The 17600-nt window shown below is 56.3% G+C and carries 15 protein-coding genes and 1 tRNA gene; 9 read left to right on the top strand and 7 right to left on the bottom strand.

Annotated elements, in window-relative coordinates:
- Positions 1-29 precede the first annotated feature (29 nt).
- Positions 30-1118, top strand: coding sequence for an AI-2E family transporter (locus ACR0M9_RS02075; protein ID WP_480480827.1), 1089 nt, complete (start codon positions 30-32; stop codon positions 1116-1118).
- A gap of 99 nt (positions 1119-1217) precedes the next feature.
- Here ACR0M9_RS02075 and ACR0M9_RS02080 read toward each other — a convergent pair whose 3' ends face one another.
- A complete protein-coding gene (locus ACR0M9_RS02080) occupies positions 1218-1886 on the bottom strand; it encodes a Crp/Fnr family transcriptional regulator (RefSeq protein ID WP_480772732.1) in 669 nt (222 codons plus the stop codon).
- Between the two features lie 205 nt (positions 1887-2091).
- On the opposite strand from ACR0M9_RS02080, the gene ACR0M9_RS02085 reads away from it, so the two are divergent.
- The 3 genes from ACR0M9_RS02085 (at position 2092) to cls (ending at position 6214) form a co-directional block, all read left to right on the top strand.
- Positions 2092-3711 carry an arylsulfatase gene (locus ACR0M9_RS02085; protein ID WP_480772733.1) on the top strand — a complete coding sequence of 540 codons (1620 nt, stop codon included), beginning with the start codon at positions 2092-2094 and terminating at the stop codon, positions 3709-3711.
- Between the two features lie 94 nt (positions 3712-3805).
- Entirely contained in the window at positions 3806-4777 is a 972-nt protein-coding gene (locus ACR0M9_RS02090) for an HAD family hydrolase (protein ID WP_480485564.1), read from the top strand.
- 24 nt (positions 4778-4801) lie between these two features.
- Positions 4802-6214: a cardiolipin synthase gene (gene cls, locus ACR0M9_RS02095; RefSeq protein WP_480772734.1), complete on the top strand. Its 1413-nt coding sequence runs from the start codon at positions 4802-4804 to the stop codon at positions 6212-6214.
- Here the strand turns inward: cls and ACR0M9_RS02100 are convergent.
- Positions 6211-6645, bottom strand: a complete 435-nt coding sequence (locus ACR0M9_RS02100) for an ion channel (protein ID WP_267366422.1) — start codon at positions 6643-6645, stop codon at positions 6211-6213. The two genes, cls and ACR0M9_RS02100, sit on opposite strands and share 4 nt — an antisense overlap.
- 171 nt (positions 6646-6816) lie before the next feature.
- On the opposite strand from ACR0M9_RS02100, the gene ACR0M9_RS02105 reads away from it, so the two are divergent.
- The 3 genes from ACR0M9_RS02105 to ACR0M9_RS02115 are packed head-to-tail and all read left to right on the top strand — an operon-like array spanning position 6817 to position 10905.
- Positions 6817-7464: an ABC transporter ATP-binding protein gene (locus tag ACR0M9_RS02105; protein WP_480772735.1), complete on the top strand. Its 648-nt coding sequence runs from the start codon at positions 6817-6819 to the stop codon at positions 7462-7464.
- Positions 7461-9875 (top strand): FtsX-like permease family protein, encoded by a 2415-nt coding sequence (locus ACR0M9_RS02110; RefSeq protein WP_480772736.1) that lies wholly within the window; start codon positions 7461-7463, stop codon positions 9873-9875. The genes ACR0M9_RS02105 and ACR0M9_RS02110 overlap by 4 nt, the downstream gene beginning before the upstream one ends.
- Positions 9865-10905 carry a lipocalin-like domain-containing protein gene (locus tag ACR0M9_RS02115; RefSeq protein ID WP_480772737.1) on the top strand — a complete coding sequence of 347 codons (1041 nt, stop codon included), beginning with the start codon at positions 9865-9867 and terminating at the stop codon, positions 10903-10905. The genes ACR0M9_RS02110 and ACR0M9_RS02115 overlap by 11 nt, the downstream gene beginning before the upstream one ends.
- A 58-nt stretch (positions 10906-10963) precedes the next feature.
- Here ACR0M9_RS02115 and ACR0M9_RS02120 read toward each other — a convergent pair whose 3' ends face one another.
- From ACR0M9_RS02120 to ACR0M9_RS02135, 4 genes are all read right to left on the bottom strand, one after another.
- Positions 10964-11395, bottom strand: coding sequence for a universal stress protein (locus ACR0M9_RS02120; protein WP_267364463.1), 432 nt, complete (start codon positions 11393-11395; stop codon positions 10964-10966).
- A complete protein-coding gene (locus ACR0M9_RS02125; protein WP_480772738.1) occupies positions 11392-14001 on the bottom strand; it encodes a TRAP transporter permease in 2610 nt (869 codons plus the stop codon). Before ACR0M9_RS02125 ends, ACR0M9_RS02120 begins: the two co-directional genes overlap by 4 nt.
- Before the next feature lie 101 nt (positions 14002-14102).
- Entirely contained in the window at positions 14103-15071 is a 969-nt protein-coding gene (locus tag ACR0M9_RS02130; protein WP_480772739.1) for a TAXI family TRAP transporter solute-binding subunit, read from the bottom strand.
- Positions 15072-15534: 463 nt separating this feature from the next.
- Positions 15535-15620 (bottom strand) — tRNA-Leu (locus tag ACR0M9_RS02135).
- Positions 15621-15765: 145 nt separating this feature from the next.
- Between ACR0M9_RS02135 and ACR0M9_RS02140 the strand changes: the two genes are divergently transcribed.
- Both ACR0M9_RS02140 and ACR0M9_RS02145 read left to right on the top strand, forming a co-directional pair.
- Entirely contained in the window at positions 15766-16344 is a 579-nt protein-coding gene (locus ACR0M9_RS02140) for a YqaA family protein (protein ID WP_480485552.1), read from the top strand.
- Entirely contained in the window at positions 16341-16811 is a 471-nt protein-coding gene (locus ACR0M9_RS02145) for a disulfide bond formation protein B (RefSeq protein ID WP_480584452.1), read from the top strand. Before ACR0M9_RS02140 ends, ACR0M9_RS02145 begins: the two co-directional genes overlap by 4 nt.
- Here the strand turns inward: ACR0M9_RS02145 and ACR0M9_RS02150 are convergent.
- Positions 16808-17395, bottom strand: coding sequence for an HNH endonuclease (locus ACR0M9_RS02150; RefSeq protein WP_480485548.1), 588 nt, complete (start codon positions 17393-17395; stop codon positions 16808-16810). The genes ACR0M9_RS02145 and ACR0M9_RS02150 overlap by 4 nt on opposite strands.
- Positions 17396-17600: the final 205 nt, after the last annotated feature.

Here is a 17600-nt window from a genome sequence, read left to right on the forward strand (position 1 = left end):
TGCGTAAGAACAGATAAACAGGATACTGAATGATCCCGGATCAGGAAGATTTCACGGCTCGCCCCAGGCTAAAACTGTCTGTTGTCCGCGACACCTGCATTATCGCGACGCTGATAGTGTTGGGGCTTTATGCGGGGGCGAACTTCCTGATCCCTCTTGCCATGGCGCTGCTGGTCAACGTTCTGATCATTGCGCTGAGCGACCGCGTTACCGCGCTGACCCGTGCTCCGGTCTGGTTGGCCAATATCGCCGGAGTGACCGTGGTTCTGGTGGGATTGTTCATGATCATGTACGTGCTGGGCAGTCAGGCAACGCAGTTTGCTCGGTCCGTCAGCACCTACGAAAACCAGTTCGACGGGGCGGTTGAGCGCATAACCGGTCTTGTCGGCAACGATGTCACCACTTTCATCCGCGACAATCTGGTCAGCATCGACATGACCTATGTCGCACGCCTGTTGCTGGGCAGCGCTACGTCCCTGCTAAACCAGTTCTTTCTGATCAGCCTCTATGTCGCGTTCCTGATGGCCGAGCGTCTGGCCTTTCGCAAGAAAATTCAACTTGCGGCTGGTGACCCCCAAACCGGCGCAGATTTTGCGACCATGCTTGATGCCATATCGATCAGCCTGCAACGATATGTTGGGGTAAAGACGCTGATCAGCCTGATCACAGCGGGCATCAGCTATTTTGTATTCAGGGTTCTTGGCTTGGAATATGCGGAAACCTGGGCCGTTTTGACCTTTGCTCTGAACTTCATACCCTCGATCGGGTCGATCATAGCGGTGTTTTTCCCAGCCATGATCGCGCTTGTTCAGTTTGATACGATCGTTCCGTTTTTGATTATCTTATTTGGGTGCGGCACCCTTCAATTCCTGATCGGTAACTTCCTTGATCCGGCCATGCTGGGACGTTCGCTGAACATGTCGACATTCCTAGTTATTCTGGCATTGACCTTTTGGACAACTGTCTGGGGCCTGATCGGTGCTTTCCTGAGCGTGCCACTGACGGTCTGCATCCTGATCGTGTTCAGCCACATCCCTGCTTTACGCCCGGTCGCAATCATGATGTCTCTGGACGGCCAATTGGGCGAGGAGGACAGTCAGGCGCGTGCGAAAAACTGAACCACGGCGTGGCGTAGGCTTAAGTTCGTCGGGTACCGTACACAGCGGCCAGCCTGTCCGCGTATATTGAACCGCATGCCGGTGTCGCTACCCGAAACCTCAGGTCAGACAACTGGCTATCAATGCGCCCCGATCCAGCAGTCGAACCCGGCCATACCCCAGTTCGATTAACCCCAAATCCACAAGCCGGTGAAGGTTCCTGTGCAAAGTCGGCTGCGATACAGCAATCATCGCTGCCAGATCGTCTTGCGAAACATCAATCCAGCCTTCGGTTTTCGAGGTCCCTTCGTCCAAGTGAAGCAACCTCAAGACCAGCCGCTTTTCCGTTCCCGTCACGGCCAGATTTGCCATGATGCGCAATGCGGTCCGCATATTCTCATGCGTTAACGCATAGAAATCCCGGATGTAGTCAGGATTGTTCTGAATCAACCGCGAGATGCTCAGGTTAGGGAAAAACAAGGCTTGAGTGGCTTGCGTCGTGACAACACTGACCAGACGCAGTGCACCTGCAAACAACGCAAGATCGCCGATCCAGAACCCAGCGCCATCGCGGTGCAAAACGAACTCCTGACCGTCATCCGCAGGGGCCGTTATCTGCACACCACCGCTGAGGATCGCGTAGATTCCATTTGCCGTATCACCGTAGTGGTACAGTGTCTCACCCGCCTCAACCAATTTCAGTATGCCAAGAGCTGCCAAATCGGCTTGAAACTCTGACGAGCGGTCACTGAACCATCCGGTGTTTCGTAATAGCTTCAGATTATTCATTTTGTCTCACATTTGTACTTTGAGATATAATCATATGATGAGTTTCCAACGCAAGAACTGACCTATGCTGAAAACGTTCGATTCCCAGGATCTGATATTTTCGACATGGGAATCAACACATTGCTGCCGTGTTGTTCATGCGTTTGAACGCCGGAGATTTAATTTTCCAAGGGTCACTAAGATCCTCTCAAATCAGGAGCAAACCATGTTACCTCCATGTTCGCTATCCGGCACCTGGCGCAGTAACTTGCGCCGACTTGCCGTGGTAACCGCCACATTGACACTGGCCATACCCGCCTGGGCGCAGGACCAGAAACCGAATATCCTTGTGATCTGGGGCGACGATGTCGGCCAGTCCAATATCTCGGCCTACACGCGGGGTCTGATGGGGTATCAGACACCCAATATCGACCGTATTGCCGAAGAAGGCATGATGTTCACGGATTACTACGGTGAACAGTCGTGCACGGCCGGGCGATCATCTTTCATCATGGGGCAATCCGTTTTCCGTACGGGCCTGTCCAAAGTTGGCCTGCCCGGCGCTGAGGAAGGCATGCAGATCGAAGACCCGACCATTGCAGGCCTTCTGAAAGCAGAAGGCTATGCCACAGGTCAGTTCGGAAAAAACCACCTGGGTGACCGGGATGAACATCTTCCAACAAACCACGGTTTTGACGAGTTTTTTGGCAATCTCTACCATCTCAACGCTGAGGAGGAGCCGGAAAACATTGACTATCCCAATGATGCTAATCTGCCCGATGGCAGAACCTTCCGACAAGCTTTCGGACCGCGTGGCGTGATCAAGTCGACAGCAGGTGGTGAGATCGAGGATACCGGCCCGCTGACCAAGAAGCGTATGGAAACAGTCGACGATGAAACCGCAGCGGCAGCGATTGAATTCATCCGCAAACAAGAGGAAAGCGGCACACCGTGGTTCGTCTGGTGGTCAGGCACCCGGATGCATTTCCGCACGCATGTTTCCGAAGAGAAATGGGCAAAAGCCAATGAAATCGTGGGCAAGCAGGTGGATGAGTATACGGCTGGCATGATCGAACACGACATGCATATCGGTGACTTCCTTACTGCGCTGGACGAGCTGGGCATCGCCGATAAAACCATCGTGTTTTATTCGACCGACAATGGTCCGCACATGAATACGTGGCCAGATGCCGCGATGACACCGTTCTGGGGTGAGAAAAACACCCAATGGGAAGGCGCATGGCGCGTACCCGCCATGGTTCGGTGGCCCGGCAAGATTGCCGAAGGCGCTGTGTCGAACGAGATCGTGCACCATATGGATTGGTTGCCAACATTCCTGGCGGCGGCTGGCAACGAAACCGTGAAAGAAGATCTTCTGGAAGGCGTCACCGTGGCCGAAGTTGGCGGCGGGCGTGACTACCGCGTGCATCTGGATGGCTACAACATCCTGCCGTTGCTGACCGGCGAAACAAATGAGAGCCCGCGCAGGGAAATCTTCTATTTCACCGACGATGGTGACCTTGCGGCACTGCGCTTCGGTGATTGGAAGATCACCTTCCTTGAACAAAAGGCATGGGCAACCTTGCGCGCCTGGATGGAGCCTCTGACCCCTCTGCGTGTGCCATTGATCGCCAACTTGCGACGCGACCCATACGAGCGTGGCTATCGCACATCGAACACCTACTATGACTGGATGCTCGACCGTGCCTACATGCTGGTACCTGCGCAAGCCTATGTCGCGCAGTTCCTTGAAACCTTCAAGGAGTACCCTCCCCGGCAAGAAGCCGCGAGCTTCAGCCTCGACAAGGTGATGGAGAAGTTGACGTCACCCCCGGGCGCACCGTGATGCTGGCCGTTTGATCCAAGACACGACAAAGCCGGAGTCCCGATACCGGGGGCCCGGCGCTTCTCATTGGCAGTTGAAAATTGAGGAATAATCCGTGCGTCTGTTTTTGATATTGTGCAGTGTGCTAGGAGCGACGGTCGCCATCGCCGACCCCTTGCCCTCTTGGAACAATCTAGAATCCAAAGCGAAAATCGTTTCGTTTGTTGACGAGGTGACCGACCCTGCCTCAGCTCACTACGTGACGCCCGATGACCGGATCGCCGTATTCGACAATGACGGAACGCTTTGGGCCGAACAGCCCGTGTATTTCCAGTTTGTTTTTGCCATGGACCGACTGGCCGATCTGGCCGAGCGGGACCCGTCGATCCTGGCAACTCCTGCTTTGGAAGCTGCAGCAAAGGGTGATCTAGCGGCCGTTCTTGAAGGCGGGCATGAGGCGCTGATCGAAGTTGTCAACGCATCGCATTCTGGCACCAGCGTCGATGACTTTCAGGCAGGTGTTGCGCAGTGGCTGGAAACCGAACGCCACCCTGGCACCGGCCTGCCCTATGACCAGATGACCTATCAGCCGATGGTCGAGTTGCTGCGTTACTTGCGTGATGAGGGTTTCAAAACCTACATCGTATCCGGCGGCGGCATTCATTTCATGCGCGCCTTTGCCGAGGATGCATATGGTATCCCGCCGGAACAGATATTGGGGAGCTATGCAGACAGCACCTATAAGGTGATCGACGGCAACCCGACGATCATCAAGGCACCGGGGTTAGCCTTCATCGACGACAAGGAAGGCAAGCCGATCAACATCGAACGTACGATTGGCAGACGCCCGATTCTGGCCGCAGGCAACTCGGACGGAGATTTCGCTATGCTGGATTGGACAACGTCGGGTGATGGCCCGCGTTTGGGAATTCTGATCCACCACACGGACGCCGAACGCGAATGGGCCTATGACCGCGAAAGCCCAATAGGAAAGCTGGCAGACGGGCTGGATCAGGGTTCTGACAAGGGATGGATCATTGTCGATATGGCGCAAGACTGGTCACGCATCTACACTGGGGCAAACTGAACGGCCCGAAAGATGTAAGACCCCATGTGGACAGCGCTGGTATCTATCTTTGTATTCACGTTGTACGTGGCTGCATTTGTGTTTTCGATCCGAGCAGCACAAACCGCGCGAACACCGCAAGGTGCAGTTGGGTGGGTGGTCTTTCTGGTATCAGCACCTTTCCTGGCGGTGCCGTTGTATCTTTTTCTGGGACACCATCGCTTTCACGGATATCGCATCGCGCGCCAGAAAAGTGAGCGGGTTGTTGAAGGGATCAAAACCTTTGCCGATTACTCAAGGCCCGATCCCTCCACAATGTCCATCAATCCGCGCCCATTCGAGTTTCTGGCGCATCTTCCTGTGTCCAGCGGAAACGGTGCCCGGCTGCTGGTTGACGGGCACGCCACATTCGACGCCATTTTCGACGCCATCGACAAGGCCAAGAACTATATCCTCATTCAGTTCTACATCATCAGAGACGACGCACTGGGCCGCAAACTGCAATCCAAGCTGATCGAGGCGACGAAACGTGGGGTTCACGTCCGTTTCATGACCGATGCAGTCGGCAGTTATGGTTTGCCGCGCGCGTATCTGGATACCATGCGTGAAGCCGGGATTGATGTCGCCGACCCTCGTCAACAACGCGGCCCGAATTTTCGGTTTCAGCTGAATTACCGAAACCACCGCAAAACCGTCATTATCGATGGCGAGACAGGCTTTATCGGTGGGCACAATGTAGGCGAGGAATATCTGGGCAAACACCCGCATTTCGGCCACTGGCGCGACACTCACATCATGATGTCCGGTCATGTCGTCCGGCAATTGCAGCTTATCTTCACCGAAGACTGGCATTGGGCACATAACGAAGACCTGATCGATGAACTTGACTGGGCGGGCAGTGAATCCGAACAGAACATGAATGCCCTGCTGGTTGCGACCGGGCCCGGAGACGAAACCGAAACTGGCGCCATGATGTTCTTTGCGGCAATCGCCGAGGCAAAAGAACGGTTGTGGATTGCGTCGCCTTACTTCGTACCCGACATCGATGTCATGACAGCCCTGCAACATGCCGCGATGCGCGGTGTGGATGTACGCATCCTTGTTCCTGACATGATCGACCATCGCCTGCCCTGGCTGGCCGCGTTTGCCTATTTCGATGAAATCCGCGACTGCGGCGTACGCGTGTTCCGCTATACCGGTGGGTTCATGCATCAAAAGGCGTTCGTTGTTGACGAGACGCTGGCCGCTGTTGGAACAACAAACCTCGACAACCGATCCTTCCGCCTCAACTTCGAAGCAATGGCGCTGTTCTTTGATGCCCGGGCTGCGCAGGCCGTCGACCAGATGCTACAAGAAGATTTCGAATCTAGCTACGAACTGACCCGCAGGTTGCGTCAACAACCGGCCCACATCCGCTTTGGTGCGCCGCTGGCGCGGTTGTTTGCACCGATCCTTTAGGAAAAGAACTTCTCCTGAAAAACGCGTGTCATCAGTGCGACCAGATACGCGGTCGACAATCCAAACGCCAACAGCCCGGTGACCGAGGCAAACGAGCCGAAGATGCGCAGCCCTTCACCCAAAACGATGTCGCCGTATCCGAGCGTCGTAAACGTCACCAAAGAGAAATAGATGGCCGAGTTCCAGTCCGGCAGCACATTCAGCAATACCCAGACGATAGCCCAGATCCAGACCTGAATGGTATGCGTCGCGATAATGAACCCCAGGGCAACAGAAATCGGCCCCGCCGTTGCCACAAACACCCCGCGTGTGACCCATTTTTTGTCCATCTTGATAATGAATATCGTGCACCAGGTCAGAAAGAGAATCTCGATCAGGATGCAAATACCCAGAAAGGTACTGCCCCAAACGATCTGATGCAGCAACGTCATGTATTCTCACCCTGAATTTCGACCATGGATTGCCCGGGCACAATGACCTTTAGAACCACAAGGCACAACCCCGCCGCCAGATGAAGTAGCCTGCGGCGAAAGGAACCGGAGTAAGGTCTGCACTGGACAGTTGGGAAGTCCGACGCACATCCTGTGCAAAAAGGGCGCTTCATGCTGTTGATCATCGACCGAGTTCAAAAGACTTATCCCGGCGGGCGGCCCGTTCTGCGCGATGTGTCTCTGACACTGGATCAGGGACAAACGCTTGCACTGACCGGTGAAAGCGGCAGCGGAAAAAGCACCTTGTTGAACCTGGCAGCCGCCCTGGACGATTTCGACGGGGGCGAGATCACGCTGGATGGCACGCCACTGTCCCCGTTGGACGATGCCGGGCGGGCCGGGTTGCGGCGCAGTAAGGTTTCGTTGGTGTTCCAGCAGTTCAACCTCATCCCATCGCTGACCGTGGGGCAAAACCTGTCCTTTCATGCCCGCCTTGCAGGTACCGAGGATGTCAATTGGTCCGGGCAACTGGCCGAACGGCTTGGGCTTTTGGATCTGCTGGACCGCTACCCTGAAAGCTTGTCGGGCGGACAGCAGCAGCGGGTGGCCATCGGACGCGCCATGGCAGCGCGCCCGAAACTGTTGCTGGCGGACGAGCCGACGGGCAATCTTGACGAAACCGCCAGAGCCAAAGTGCTGGACCTGATGCTGTCACTTGTGTCTGATACTGGCGCAGCTTTGCTGCTGGTGACGCATTCCCCGCAGATCGCGGCCCGTCTGGACACGCACCTACGCCTGAGCGGCGGGTGCATCCAATGACATTGGCCGTCGTCCAGGCCCTGCTGTCCCATTGGCGGGTGCACCGGTTGCAACTGGCAACACTGCTAATCGGTATCGCCTTGGCAACTGGTTTGTGGTCCGCTGTTCAGGCCATCAACGCCGAGGCCCGCGCCAGCTATTCCCGTGCCAACGCCCAGCTGGCACTTGGGCAGTTTGACGAGTTGCGCGATCCAGCCGGTTTCATCCCCATGTCCCGCTATGTCGATCTGCGTCGCGCGGGATGGCAGGTGGCCGCCGTACTGGAAGGCCCTTATCGGGTCGCTGGACGTACGTTGCGTTTGATGGGCGTGGATATGGTGGCCTATCGCGCCTTGCCCGCAATTACCGAGGCCCAGCAAAGCGGTGCGCCGCCCGGCCCGGCGGACATATTGACTGCTCCGGGCCGCCTGCTGGTTTCGACGGAGTTGGAGCCCTTGTTGCGCGATCAGGGCACTCTGCCCCCGGTTCTCAGTACCTCAGCGCTGCCGCCGGATGTGATCCTGACGGATATCGGCGTTGCCGAACGTCTTCTGAATCAGCCCGGTTCAGTCTCGCGGCTCATTATTCTGCCCGATCAACCCCGCAGGCTTCAGACCCTGACCACGATCGCGCCAGAGCTGGAACGCATCAGCCCGTCACAAAAGATCGACACTGCTCGACTGACCGACAGTTTCCACCTGAACCTGTCAGCCTTTGGATTGCTGTCCTTCGCGGTCGGCCTTTTTATCGTGAACGGCACAGTCGGGCTGGCATTTGCGCAACGCAGGGGCATTATCCGCACGCTGCGGGCACTGGGCGCCTCGATGCGATTACTGGTCTGGCTGATCCTTGCCGAGCTGACATTTCTGGCCTTGATCGGTGGGCTCGTCGGGTTGCTTTTGGGCTTCTTTCTGGCCGGAGCACTTCTGCCCGATGTCGCGGCCACGTTGCGTGGCCTTTACGGCGCACCGGTAACAGGGCAACTGACGCTGCAACCGGAATGGGTTCTGGCTGGGATTGCCATGGCAGTCTTTGGCACATTGCTGGCCAGCGGCCACGCATTGTGGCGCCTGTCGCGTATGCCCCTGCTGACAAGTCCGGGCGTTCAAGCGTGGCGGGGCGACCCCCGCGCGCGCAATCTTGCAGCGGCATTCGGATTGGTGATGATCCTGGGTGGCGGTTTGGCCTATGTCAGTTTCGGGGGGCTGATCGCCGGGTTTGCCCTGTTGGCTGGCTTGCTGACCGGTGCAGCGCTGGTGCTGCCTGCGCTTTTGTCAGTAATGCTTTCATTCTGCGCCAGCACAGCGCGGGGGCCTGTTGCCCAATGGATCTGGGCGGATATGCGGGCACAACTGCCCGGATTGTCACTTGCCCTGATGGCCCTGTTGCTGGCTTTGGCAGCGAATGTCGGCGTAGGCACGATGGTGTCCAGCTTCCGGCTGACATTCGTCGGGTGGCTTGACCAGCGCCTGACGTCAGAACTCTACCTGACAGCCAGCGACGACGATCAGGGGCAGGAGATTACCGACTGGCTGCGCCCTCAGGTCGAAGCCATTCTGCCAATCCGAAATGTGGAATTGTCGCACGAAACGGGGCCTCTGTTTCTTTACGGTGTCGTGGATGATCCGGTCTATCGGCAGAACTGGCCAGTGATCACCTCAACGCCGAATGCATGGGATGACGTCATGGCCGGGCGTGCGGTTCTGATCAACGAGCAACTGGCCCGGCGTGCCGATCTCTGGCCCGGCGGTGCTTTGGCCTTATCGCCGGACCACATCCTGACCATCGCCGGGGTCTATTCGGATTATGGGAATCCTACCGGGCAAGCCATCGTCTCGATGGACCAACTGAACCGGATCGCTCCGGGTACGGAGGCCCGCCGCTTTGGCATTCGTCTAAACCCCGAAAACGCAACCGAAATGGCGCAAACCTTAAGGGAACGGTTCAACCTTCCACGTCAGTCTGTCGTACAGCAAGCTGCAATGAAGGCGCAGTCGTTGTCGATATTTGAGAAGACTTTTGTCGTGACCTCGGCCTTGAATGTGCTGACCCTCGGCGTGGCGGGATTTGCCATTCTCACCAGTCTGCTGACCCTGTGGACCCAGCGCCTGCCACAGATCGCACCGGTCTGGGCGCTGGGGCTGAACAGGGCGCAACTTGCAGGGCTGGAACTGTTGCGCAGCCTATTGCTGGCGGCATTGACCGCCTGTCTGGCGTTGCCACTTGGGCTTGTTCTGGCATGGGTTCTGCTGACGGTGATCAACGTTCAGGCTTTTGGTTGGCGCCTGCCGATGTTCGTCTTCCCCTGGGATTGGCTGTGGCTGTTTCTACTGACCCTTCTTGCTGCCCTGCTTGCCGCCGCCCTGCCCGCGCTACGGATGCTGCGCCTGCCACCCGCCGATCTGCTGAGAGTGTTCGCCAATGAACGTTAGGACCCTCCTGTTCCTTCTTATGTGGCTCTACCCGATACCGCTTTGGGCGCAGGGCTACGCAGGTCTCGGCGGGTCGGCCGAAGGCTTTGACGTGCCAGTAGCCGGGTATGAGTTTGATTTCCCAAGAGACTACGGCCCCCACCCGGCCTACCGCATCGAATGGTGGTATCTGACCGCCAATCTCCAAGGGGACGACGGTCTGGACTATGGCATTCAATGGACCCTGTTCCGGTCAGCCCTAAAACCCTATGACAATGACGGATGGCAAAGCCCGCAACTTTGGATGGGTCATGCTGCTGTTACGACCCCCAAGGCTCATTTTTTCACCGAGCGATTGTCACGCGGGGGGATTGGCCAGGCCGGTGTAACTGCACAACCGTTTGAGGCCTGGATTGATGAATGGCGCATGGCCGGATCGGATCTGGACAGCCTGTCGCTGACGGCAAATGGTAAAGACTTCGGCTATGACCTTTCGCTGACTGCGCAAGGGCCATTGGTTCTTCACGGAGACGCGGGCTATTCGGTCAAATCTTCTGATGGGCAGGCAAGTTACTATTACTCGCAGCCCTTCTATTCTGTCGAAGGCGTGCTGCATTTGCCGGATAGTGAAGTCCGTGTAACCGGTCAGGGCTGGCTGGATCGGGAATGGTCCTCACAACCCTTGGCGGCAGATCAGAGGGGTTGGGATTGGTTCTCGCTCAGTTTTGAGGGCGGCGATAAGTTGATGGCTTTTCGCCTGCGCGGGGACCGAGGCGACTTCACTTCGGCCACCTGGATCAATTCAGACGGCAGTACTGAGGCCATCCCCAAAGGCTCAATCAGCCTTTTGCCGCTGAGTACCAACGAGGTTGCCGGGCGTGACATCCCGACACACTGGCAAGTCGATCTTGTGGACCGGGGCATAGATATTCAGGTCTCAGCCCTGACACCTGATGCGTGGATGGGTACCAGTTTCGAATACTGGGAAGGCCCTGTCACCGTAACCGGCAGCCATGAAGGCGTTGGCTATCTTGAGATGACAGGCTACTGAACCCACCCGATATTTGTTCACGACCAGCGACGCGATCTTTTGCGCGCTGGAAAATCAGTCAGCGAACGACATACACCGAGACGTTGGAATGCCGCACCACTCGCGCGGCATTCGGGCCAAGCAGGTAGTCCTTAAAATCCGGCTTATGCGCGCCGATCACAATCAGATCGGAACCGGCGCTTTCGGCGGTTTTCAGAATCTCCTGATAGGCTGTGCCTGTCGCAACGACATGGCGGATGCTTTCATTGCGCTCGGCCCCCAATGCCGAAATACACAGCGCCGTCAGTTTGGCCTGCGCCTCAGCCAACGCCTTGTCGTGAAAATCGGATTCAAAGAACCCGGACACCCAGCTTTCCCCGAAATCGGGCAACACAGTCACAACATCCAACTGTGCCCCTTCCAGATCCGCCAAAGCGGCGGCTTTTTGCAGGACCGGAGCATCAATCTCGCCATTGCTGATATCAATGGCACACAGAACAGAACGTGTCATGCGGGCACCCCTTGTCTGGCGGCACGGCCGCGTTGCAGGAACGCGATAAGTCCCAAGAGGATCATCGCTGGGATATAAACCAACTGCTTGGGCAGCTGGTCGGACGGTAAGCTGACCGAGGCCAGGCGTACGGGTTCATCGCCATAGTAGTCGAAGATGCCCAGATCGTCGGCCACCGGCGTGCCGAACAGCGGCTCGTCAAGCTTGATCAGTCCGTCCTCGGGGACCAGCAGCAAGCCCATCGCCTCGACTCGCGCGGCCCCTCCTTCTTCGTCGCCCACAGTGACAACAACGGTTGTATCCACCATCTCGAGCGTATCGAAATCGGGGCCCGCGACGACCAGGCGTACATCTGTTCCCGGCAGTGTCTGACCAATGGTTTCTTCGAATGCAGCGGGTTCAACCGATTTGAACGGAGGCGAGATACGATCCATGAAAAAGTCTGGTCGAAACAAAGCAAATGCCACCAGAACGAGCGCGACACTTTCATAGATACGGCTGCGGGTCAGGAAATACCCCATCGTACCCGCCGTGAAGACCAGAATCGCTATGGTCGCGAAAACGGCCACCGTGATCCCTTCAAGCCATGTAACGTCGATCAAAAGAAGATCAGTGTTGAAGATGAACACAAAAGGCAGTGCCACGGTGCGCAGGCTGTAGAAAAACGCCGTGAAACCGGTTTTGATCGCATCACCGCCCGACACAGCAGCCGCCGCGAAGCTTGCAAGCCCAACAGGCGGTGTAACATCGGCCATAATCCCGAAGTAAAACACAAACAGGTGCACAGCGATCAACGGTACAATCAGCCCGCTTTGCGCGCCCAGTTCAACGACGACCCCGGCCATCAACGAGCTGACAACGATATAATTCGCCGTGGTCGGCAGACCCATGCCCAGAATCAGGCTGAGCAGCCCAACCATAACCAGCATAAGGATAAGATTGCCGCCTGAAAGGAACTCGACCAGGTCAGCCATTACTTGCCCAACACCCGTCAAAGTCACTGTGCCGACGATCACGCCCGCAGTGGCAGTTGCCAGCGCGATACCGATCATGTTCCGTGCACCATCAATCAACCCCTGCCACAGGTCAGCGACGCCATCGACAAAGGTGTTCTTGAGATTGCTCTGCCCCCGGAAAAGAGCCTTGAGCGGTTTCTGCGTCAGCAGGATTACGAACAGCAAAGCGGTCGCCCAGAACGCCGACAGTCCCGGCGATTTCTGTTCGATCATCAGGAAGTAAACCAGAACGATGATCGGCAGCAGGTAATGCAAACCTGCCTTATAAATATCAGCGATAACAGGAAGCGTGACCTCTTTTGCATTCGGGTCGTCCGGCTCAAGGTCCGGCACCTGAGCGGCCAGATAGAGCAATCCGACATAAACCGCGCAGACGATCAAGCTCAGCACCAGGCCTGCCGCAGACGGTACCCAGCTTGTTACAGCATCGACCGGGAATTGCGAGCCGTAACAAAGCCCTGCAAACACCAGAAAGAAAGCCAACATACCCACAACGGTTCGCGCCAGATGCACGTCACGGTCGCCCAAAGTCGGCATGTTTCGCTTCACAGCTTCCAAATGCACGATATAGACCAGCGCGATGTAAGAAATCGCCGCAGGGAGGAAGGCGTGGGTGATCACCTCGACATATGAGATGCCCACATATTCCACCATCAGGAAGGCAGCCGCGCCCATCACAGGTGGCATGATCTGACCGTTGACCGATGAGGCCACTTCGACCGATCCGGCCTGTTCACTGCTAAAGCCCACACGCTTCATCAGCGGAATGGTAAATGTTCCGGTCGTCACAACGTTGGCAATCGACGAGCCCGAGATCAGGCCGGTTGCAGCAGAACCAACAACGGCCGCCTTTGCCGGACCACCGCGCAGATGCCCGAGCGCACCAAAGGCCATCTTGATGAAATAGTTCCCTGCCCCGGCTTTATCGAGTAACGCGCCAAACAGCACGAACAGGAACACAAACTTCGTGGAAACGCCCAATGCGATGCCAAACACGCCTTCTGACGTGATCCACATGTGGCTCATCGCCTTTTTCAGGCTTGCACCCTTCCAGCGGATCACTTCCGGCACCCATTCAGATGCGCCAAAGAAGACATAGGCCAAAAAGATCGTCGCGATAATTGCCATGGCCGGGCCAAGCGCGCGTCGCGCGGCCTCGAACAGTAGCACCAAGCCAAGCAACGCGACCCATTTGTCCGTATCGTCGGCCAAACCGCCCGCATTTACGATCTTGTCATAGAAAAAATAGCCATACAGCGCGACGAACGCACCGACCAAGCCCATGATCCAATCCTGAACCGGAATATAGCCGCGCGGGCTGGACTTTAGTGCCGGATAAGCTGCAAAGGCCAGAAACAGAGCGAAGGCAAGATGGAATTGCCGCGCATTGTTTACCACGCTACCTGGCAACACGTAGTTTGCGAGCGGCGACGCCAGGATAACCTGAAAAATCGACCAGATCGCGGCTACAATCGCCAGGAAGACACCTACATTCCCGACCGGATTACGCCCGCCCGCGTCGGATGATGCGACCAGATCCTGAAGCTCTTCTTCGGAAAGCGGACGATTGGATTGAGTGTCGGAATTCATCAAATGTCTCCCCGTCGCGGCCATTTTTGACCTTCTAACTCACCTGCTTGGTACAGGCGTTGTGCAGGGCGCCCTAAAAAGCGCCCTGCTTCAGGTCTGGTTTACTGAATCCAGCCTTTTTCTTTGTAATACTTCTCGGCCCCCGGATGCAGCGGCGCCGACAGGCCGTCCGCGATCATTTCTTCGGGCTTGAGGTTGGCAAACGCCGGGTGCAGTTTTTTGAAGTCTTCAAAGTTTTCAAAGACCGAGCTGACCACCGCATATACCGCGTCGTCCGACACATCTGCCGAAGTCACAAAAGTCGCACCTACGCCAAACGTCTGGGTGTCGCCGTCAGAACCACGGTACATGCCACCGGGGATGGTTGCAGTACGGTAGAACGAATTGTCGTTGACCAGCTTGTCCACGGCTTCACCGCTGACATTCACCAGAACCGAGTCACAGGCTGTGGTGGCTTCCTGGATCGAACCAGACGGGTGACCAACGGTATAAACCATAGCATCGATCTGGTTGTCGCACAGGGCAGCCGATTGTTCAGCCGCTTTCAGCTCTGTCGCCAGTTCGAAATCATCGGTTGACCAGCCCATTTCGCTCAGAAGAACTTCCATGGTGCCCCGCTGACCGGAACCGGGGTTCCCGATGTTCACGCGCTTGCCTTTCAGGTCTTCAAAGTTTGTGATGCCTGCATCGGCGCGGGCCACAACGGTAAAGGGCTCGGGGTGGACCGAGAAGACGGCGCGCAGGTTTTCGAAAGGACCGGCCTCTTCAAATTTCGAGGTGCCGTTATACGCGTGATACTGCCAGTCGGACTGGGCAACACCGAATTCCAGCTCGCCTTCGCGAATTGTGTTGATGTTGTAGACCGAGCCACCGGTCGATTCGACCGAGCAGCGGACACCGTGTTCCTTCCGGCCCTTGTTTACCAGACGGCAGATCGCGCCACCTGTCGGATAGTAAACACCGGTCACGCCGCCGGTACCGATTGTAATGAACTCTTCGGCATACGCCGCCGGAGCCAACATGGCTGTGGTTACAAACGCGCCGAGGCTCAATTTGCTGCTGTTTCTCATTTCAATACTCCCACATTTTTTGTCTGGCAGTTGGAATTCAAATCGATCATCTGCCCATAAAACTGTGCCGATAACGATAATCGGCCCGCCTTACAGCAGGTGCAACCTGTTGAATTTTCCAGTTTCTCCCAACCCCTTTGAGGGTTCATTCAGATACTATCAATGTCAAGGCCAGCGCCAGCCTGACTCGCATCAATCCGCATATATGAGCGCAGATTTCGAATTTTCCCCTCTGGCACACAGCAATACCCGCCAGATCGGTCTTCCTGGTCTTTGCTCCCAAATATGTTCAGGTCGGTTCAACAGCGGGTCGTATATGGTGCCCTTTCGCAGGGAGAAGTTGATACCAGAGGACTGAAAGGAACCAGACCAGATCGAAAAGTAAGAATTAAGTGTGCGAACACGCAAGTGGCCCGAAAAGAAAAAACAGGAAGCAGGTTCCCCTAACTCCCTGTTTTTACTTTGGTACCCAAGGCCGGACTCGAACCGGCACGGTATCACTACCGGGGGATTTTGAATCCCCTGCGTCTACCATTCCGCCACTTGGGCCACGGACACTGGATTAGCGCCCATCAAAGGGAAGGTCCAGAGGCAAAAATCATCCAATAATCCATTTGTTTCCACTGCGATGGTTGACGGGCCGTCAGGTGCGTGGTTTGGCTTTCCCGGGTCGAGAACGGGATTTGAGTGCTAAATGTTGCGATCGCTTTATGACTGGACAATTCGTCTGGCGGAACACCCTCATGCGCTGTGGGCGCTGGCCGTAGTGGCTTTTGTCGAAAGCTCGTTCTTTCCAATCCCCCCCGACGTTCTGATGATTCCGATGATCCTTGCGCGCCCCTCGCGCGCCTGGCTGATTGCATCTGTTGCCCTGGTGGCTTCGGTTCTGGGCGGGATGCTGGGCTACGCGATTGGTGCGTTTTTCTATGAAAGTCTGGGGCAGCCCATTCTTGAATCCATGGGCAAGGCTCATGCGATGGAAGAATTCAACACCCGCTTCAACGATTTCGGGTTCTGGGCGGTTCTGGCCGCCGGTGTGACGCCTTTCCCGTACAAGGTCATCACCATTATGTCCGGCTGGACAGGAATGCCGCTTGGAACATTCATCGCAACGTCGATACTGGCACGCGCGCTCAGGTTCTTTCTTGTTGCGGCCCTGCTTTGGGGCTTTGGCGAGCCGATCCGTGAGTTTATCGAAAAACGCCTGGGGCTGATGTTCACCTTGTTCATCATCCTGTTGTTTGGCGGCTTCCTGGTGGTGAAATACCTATGACGAGACGTTCACAACTTATCGCACTGGCAAGTCTTGGGTCCCTGGCCCTTCTGCTGGCAGCTTTTGGCTTTCAGCATCTGGGCGGCCTTGCCCCGTGTAAAATGTGTATCTGGCAGCGCTACCCGCATGGGGTCGCAATCGCGATTGGCGTTTTGGCGCTGGCCTTACCAAGGCTAAGTTTCCTGCCCCTCTGTGGCGCAATGGCCGCCGCCGCCACTTCGGGCATCGGGTTCTATCACGCTGGCGTTGAGCAAGGGTGGTGGGAAGGTCCGACCAGTTGCACATCCGGCAGCATCAGTGGGATGTCGAATGACGATCTGTTCGATCAGATTATGTCTGCGCCTTTGGTTCGCTGCGACGATATCCCGTGGGAATTGTTCAACATCTCGATGGCTGGGTGGAATGCCATTGCCTCGGCTGTTCTGGTGTTGATCTGGCTCGTGGCGTGGCGGTCAGGCCGGGCCTAGAATTCGTCCAGTTCCGCATCCCAATACAGAAAATCGATCCAGCTTTCGTGCAAGTGATTGGGGGGGAATTTCCGACCAACATTGCGCAGTGCTTCGGCGTCAGGCTGGCGCGGCGGCTTACGCAGGTTCATTCCTGCCTGACGCAGTGATTTCGACCCTTTGCGCAGGTTGCAAGGGCTGCACGCCGCCACAACGTTCTGCCAACTGGTCACCCCGCCAGCGGCGCGTGGCACCACATGATCAAAGGTCAGATCACCGCGACTGCCACAGTACTGGCATCGGAACTCGTCCCTCAGAAATAAATTAAAGCGCGTGAAGGCCACGCGCTTTCTGGGTTTTACATAGTCTTTCAAAACAACGACCGAAGGTATTCGGATCTGCGTACTCGGGCTGCGAACCACTTCGTCGTATTCGGCCACGATGTCGACCCGATCCAGCCAAGCGGCCTTGATCGCCTCTTGCCAGGGCCACAGGGACAACGGGTAATAAGACAGGGGGCGATAATCGGCGTTCAAAACCAATGCGGGATGATGCTTCAGCGCACCAGGCTCCCTGACAAATTCGGTCCTGAAGTCTCCGTCCATATCAGAATCGCTCCTCGCTCTGCTCTGCCTGTTTTTGACATCAGAGCGGGGAACACCCGCCCCGGCCTTAGTATAACTATATATCGTGTTAATACTCTGACAAGCCCTGATTTTCCACAATATGTCGCAAACTGGGTAATGCGAATCCGTAACAAGCGCATGACAGTTATCCACAGCTTGCGCGGGCTGTACTCTTCGGGGTATG

The organism is Ruegeria sp. CH2 (assembly GCF_056537065.1).

Excerpts from the sequence above, each read along its gene's own strand:
- ACR0M9_RS02085 (WP_480772733.1), top strand. The coding sequence starts at position 2,092 with ATGTTACCTCCATGTTCGCTATCCGGCACCTGGCGCAGTAACTTGCGC.
- ACR0M9_RS02100 (WP_267366422.1), bottom strand. The coding sequence starts at position 6,645 with ATGACGTTGCTGCATCAGATCGTTTGGGGCAGTACCTTTCTGGGTATT.
- ACR0M9_RS02115 (WP_480772737.1), top strand. The coding sequence starts at position 9,865 with ATGAACGTTAGGACCCTCCTGTTCCTTCTTATGTGGCTCTACCCGATA.
- ACR0M9_RS02150 (WP_480485548.1), bottom strand. The coding sequence starts at position 17,395 with ATGGACGGAGACTTCAGGACCGAATTTGTCAGGGAGCCTGGTGCGCTG.
- ACR0M9_RS02140 (WP_480485552.1), top strand. The coding sequence starts at position 15,766 with ATGTTGCGATCGCTTTATGACTGGACAATTCGTCTGGCGGAACACCCT.
- ACR0M9_RS02120 (WP_267364463.1), bottom strand. The coding sequence starts at position 11,395 with ATGACACGTTCTGTTCTGTGTGCCATTGATATCAGCAATGGCGAGATT.
- ACR0M9_RS02125 (WP_480772738.1), bottom strand. The coding sequence starts at position 14,001 with ATGAATTCCGACACTCAATCCAATCGTCCGCTTTCCGAAGAAGAGCTT.
- ACR0M9_RS02080 (WP_480772732.1), bottom strand. The coding sequence starts at position 1,886 with ATGAATAATCTGAAGCTATTACGAAACACCGGATGGTTCAGTGACCGC.
- ACR0M9_RS02145 (WP_480584452.1), top strand. The coding sequence starts at position 16,341 with ATGACGAGACGTTCACAACTTATCGCACTGGCAAGTCTTGGGTCCCTG.
- ACR0M9_RS02110 (WP_480772736.1), top strand. The coding sequence starts at position 7,461 with ATGACATTGGCCGTCGTCCAGGCCCTGCTGTCCCATTGGCGGGTGCAC.
- cls (WP_480772734.1), top strand. The coding sequence starts at position 4,802 with ATGTGGACAGCGCTGGTATCTATCTTTGTATTCACGTTGTACGTGGCT.
- ACR0M9_RS02105 (WP_480772735.1), top strand. The coding sequence starts at position 6,817 with ATGCTGTTGATCATCGACCGAGTTCAAAAGACTTATCCCGGCGGGCGG.
- ACR0M9_RS02130 (WP_480772739.1), bottom strand. The coding sequence starts at position 15,071 with ATGAGAAACAGCAGCAAATTGAGCCTCGGCGCGTTTGTAACCACAGCC.
- ACR0M9_RS02075 (WP_480480827.1), top strand. The coding sequence starts at position 30 with ATGATCCCGGATCAGGAAGATTTCACGGCTCGCCCCAGGCTAAAACTG.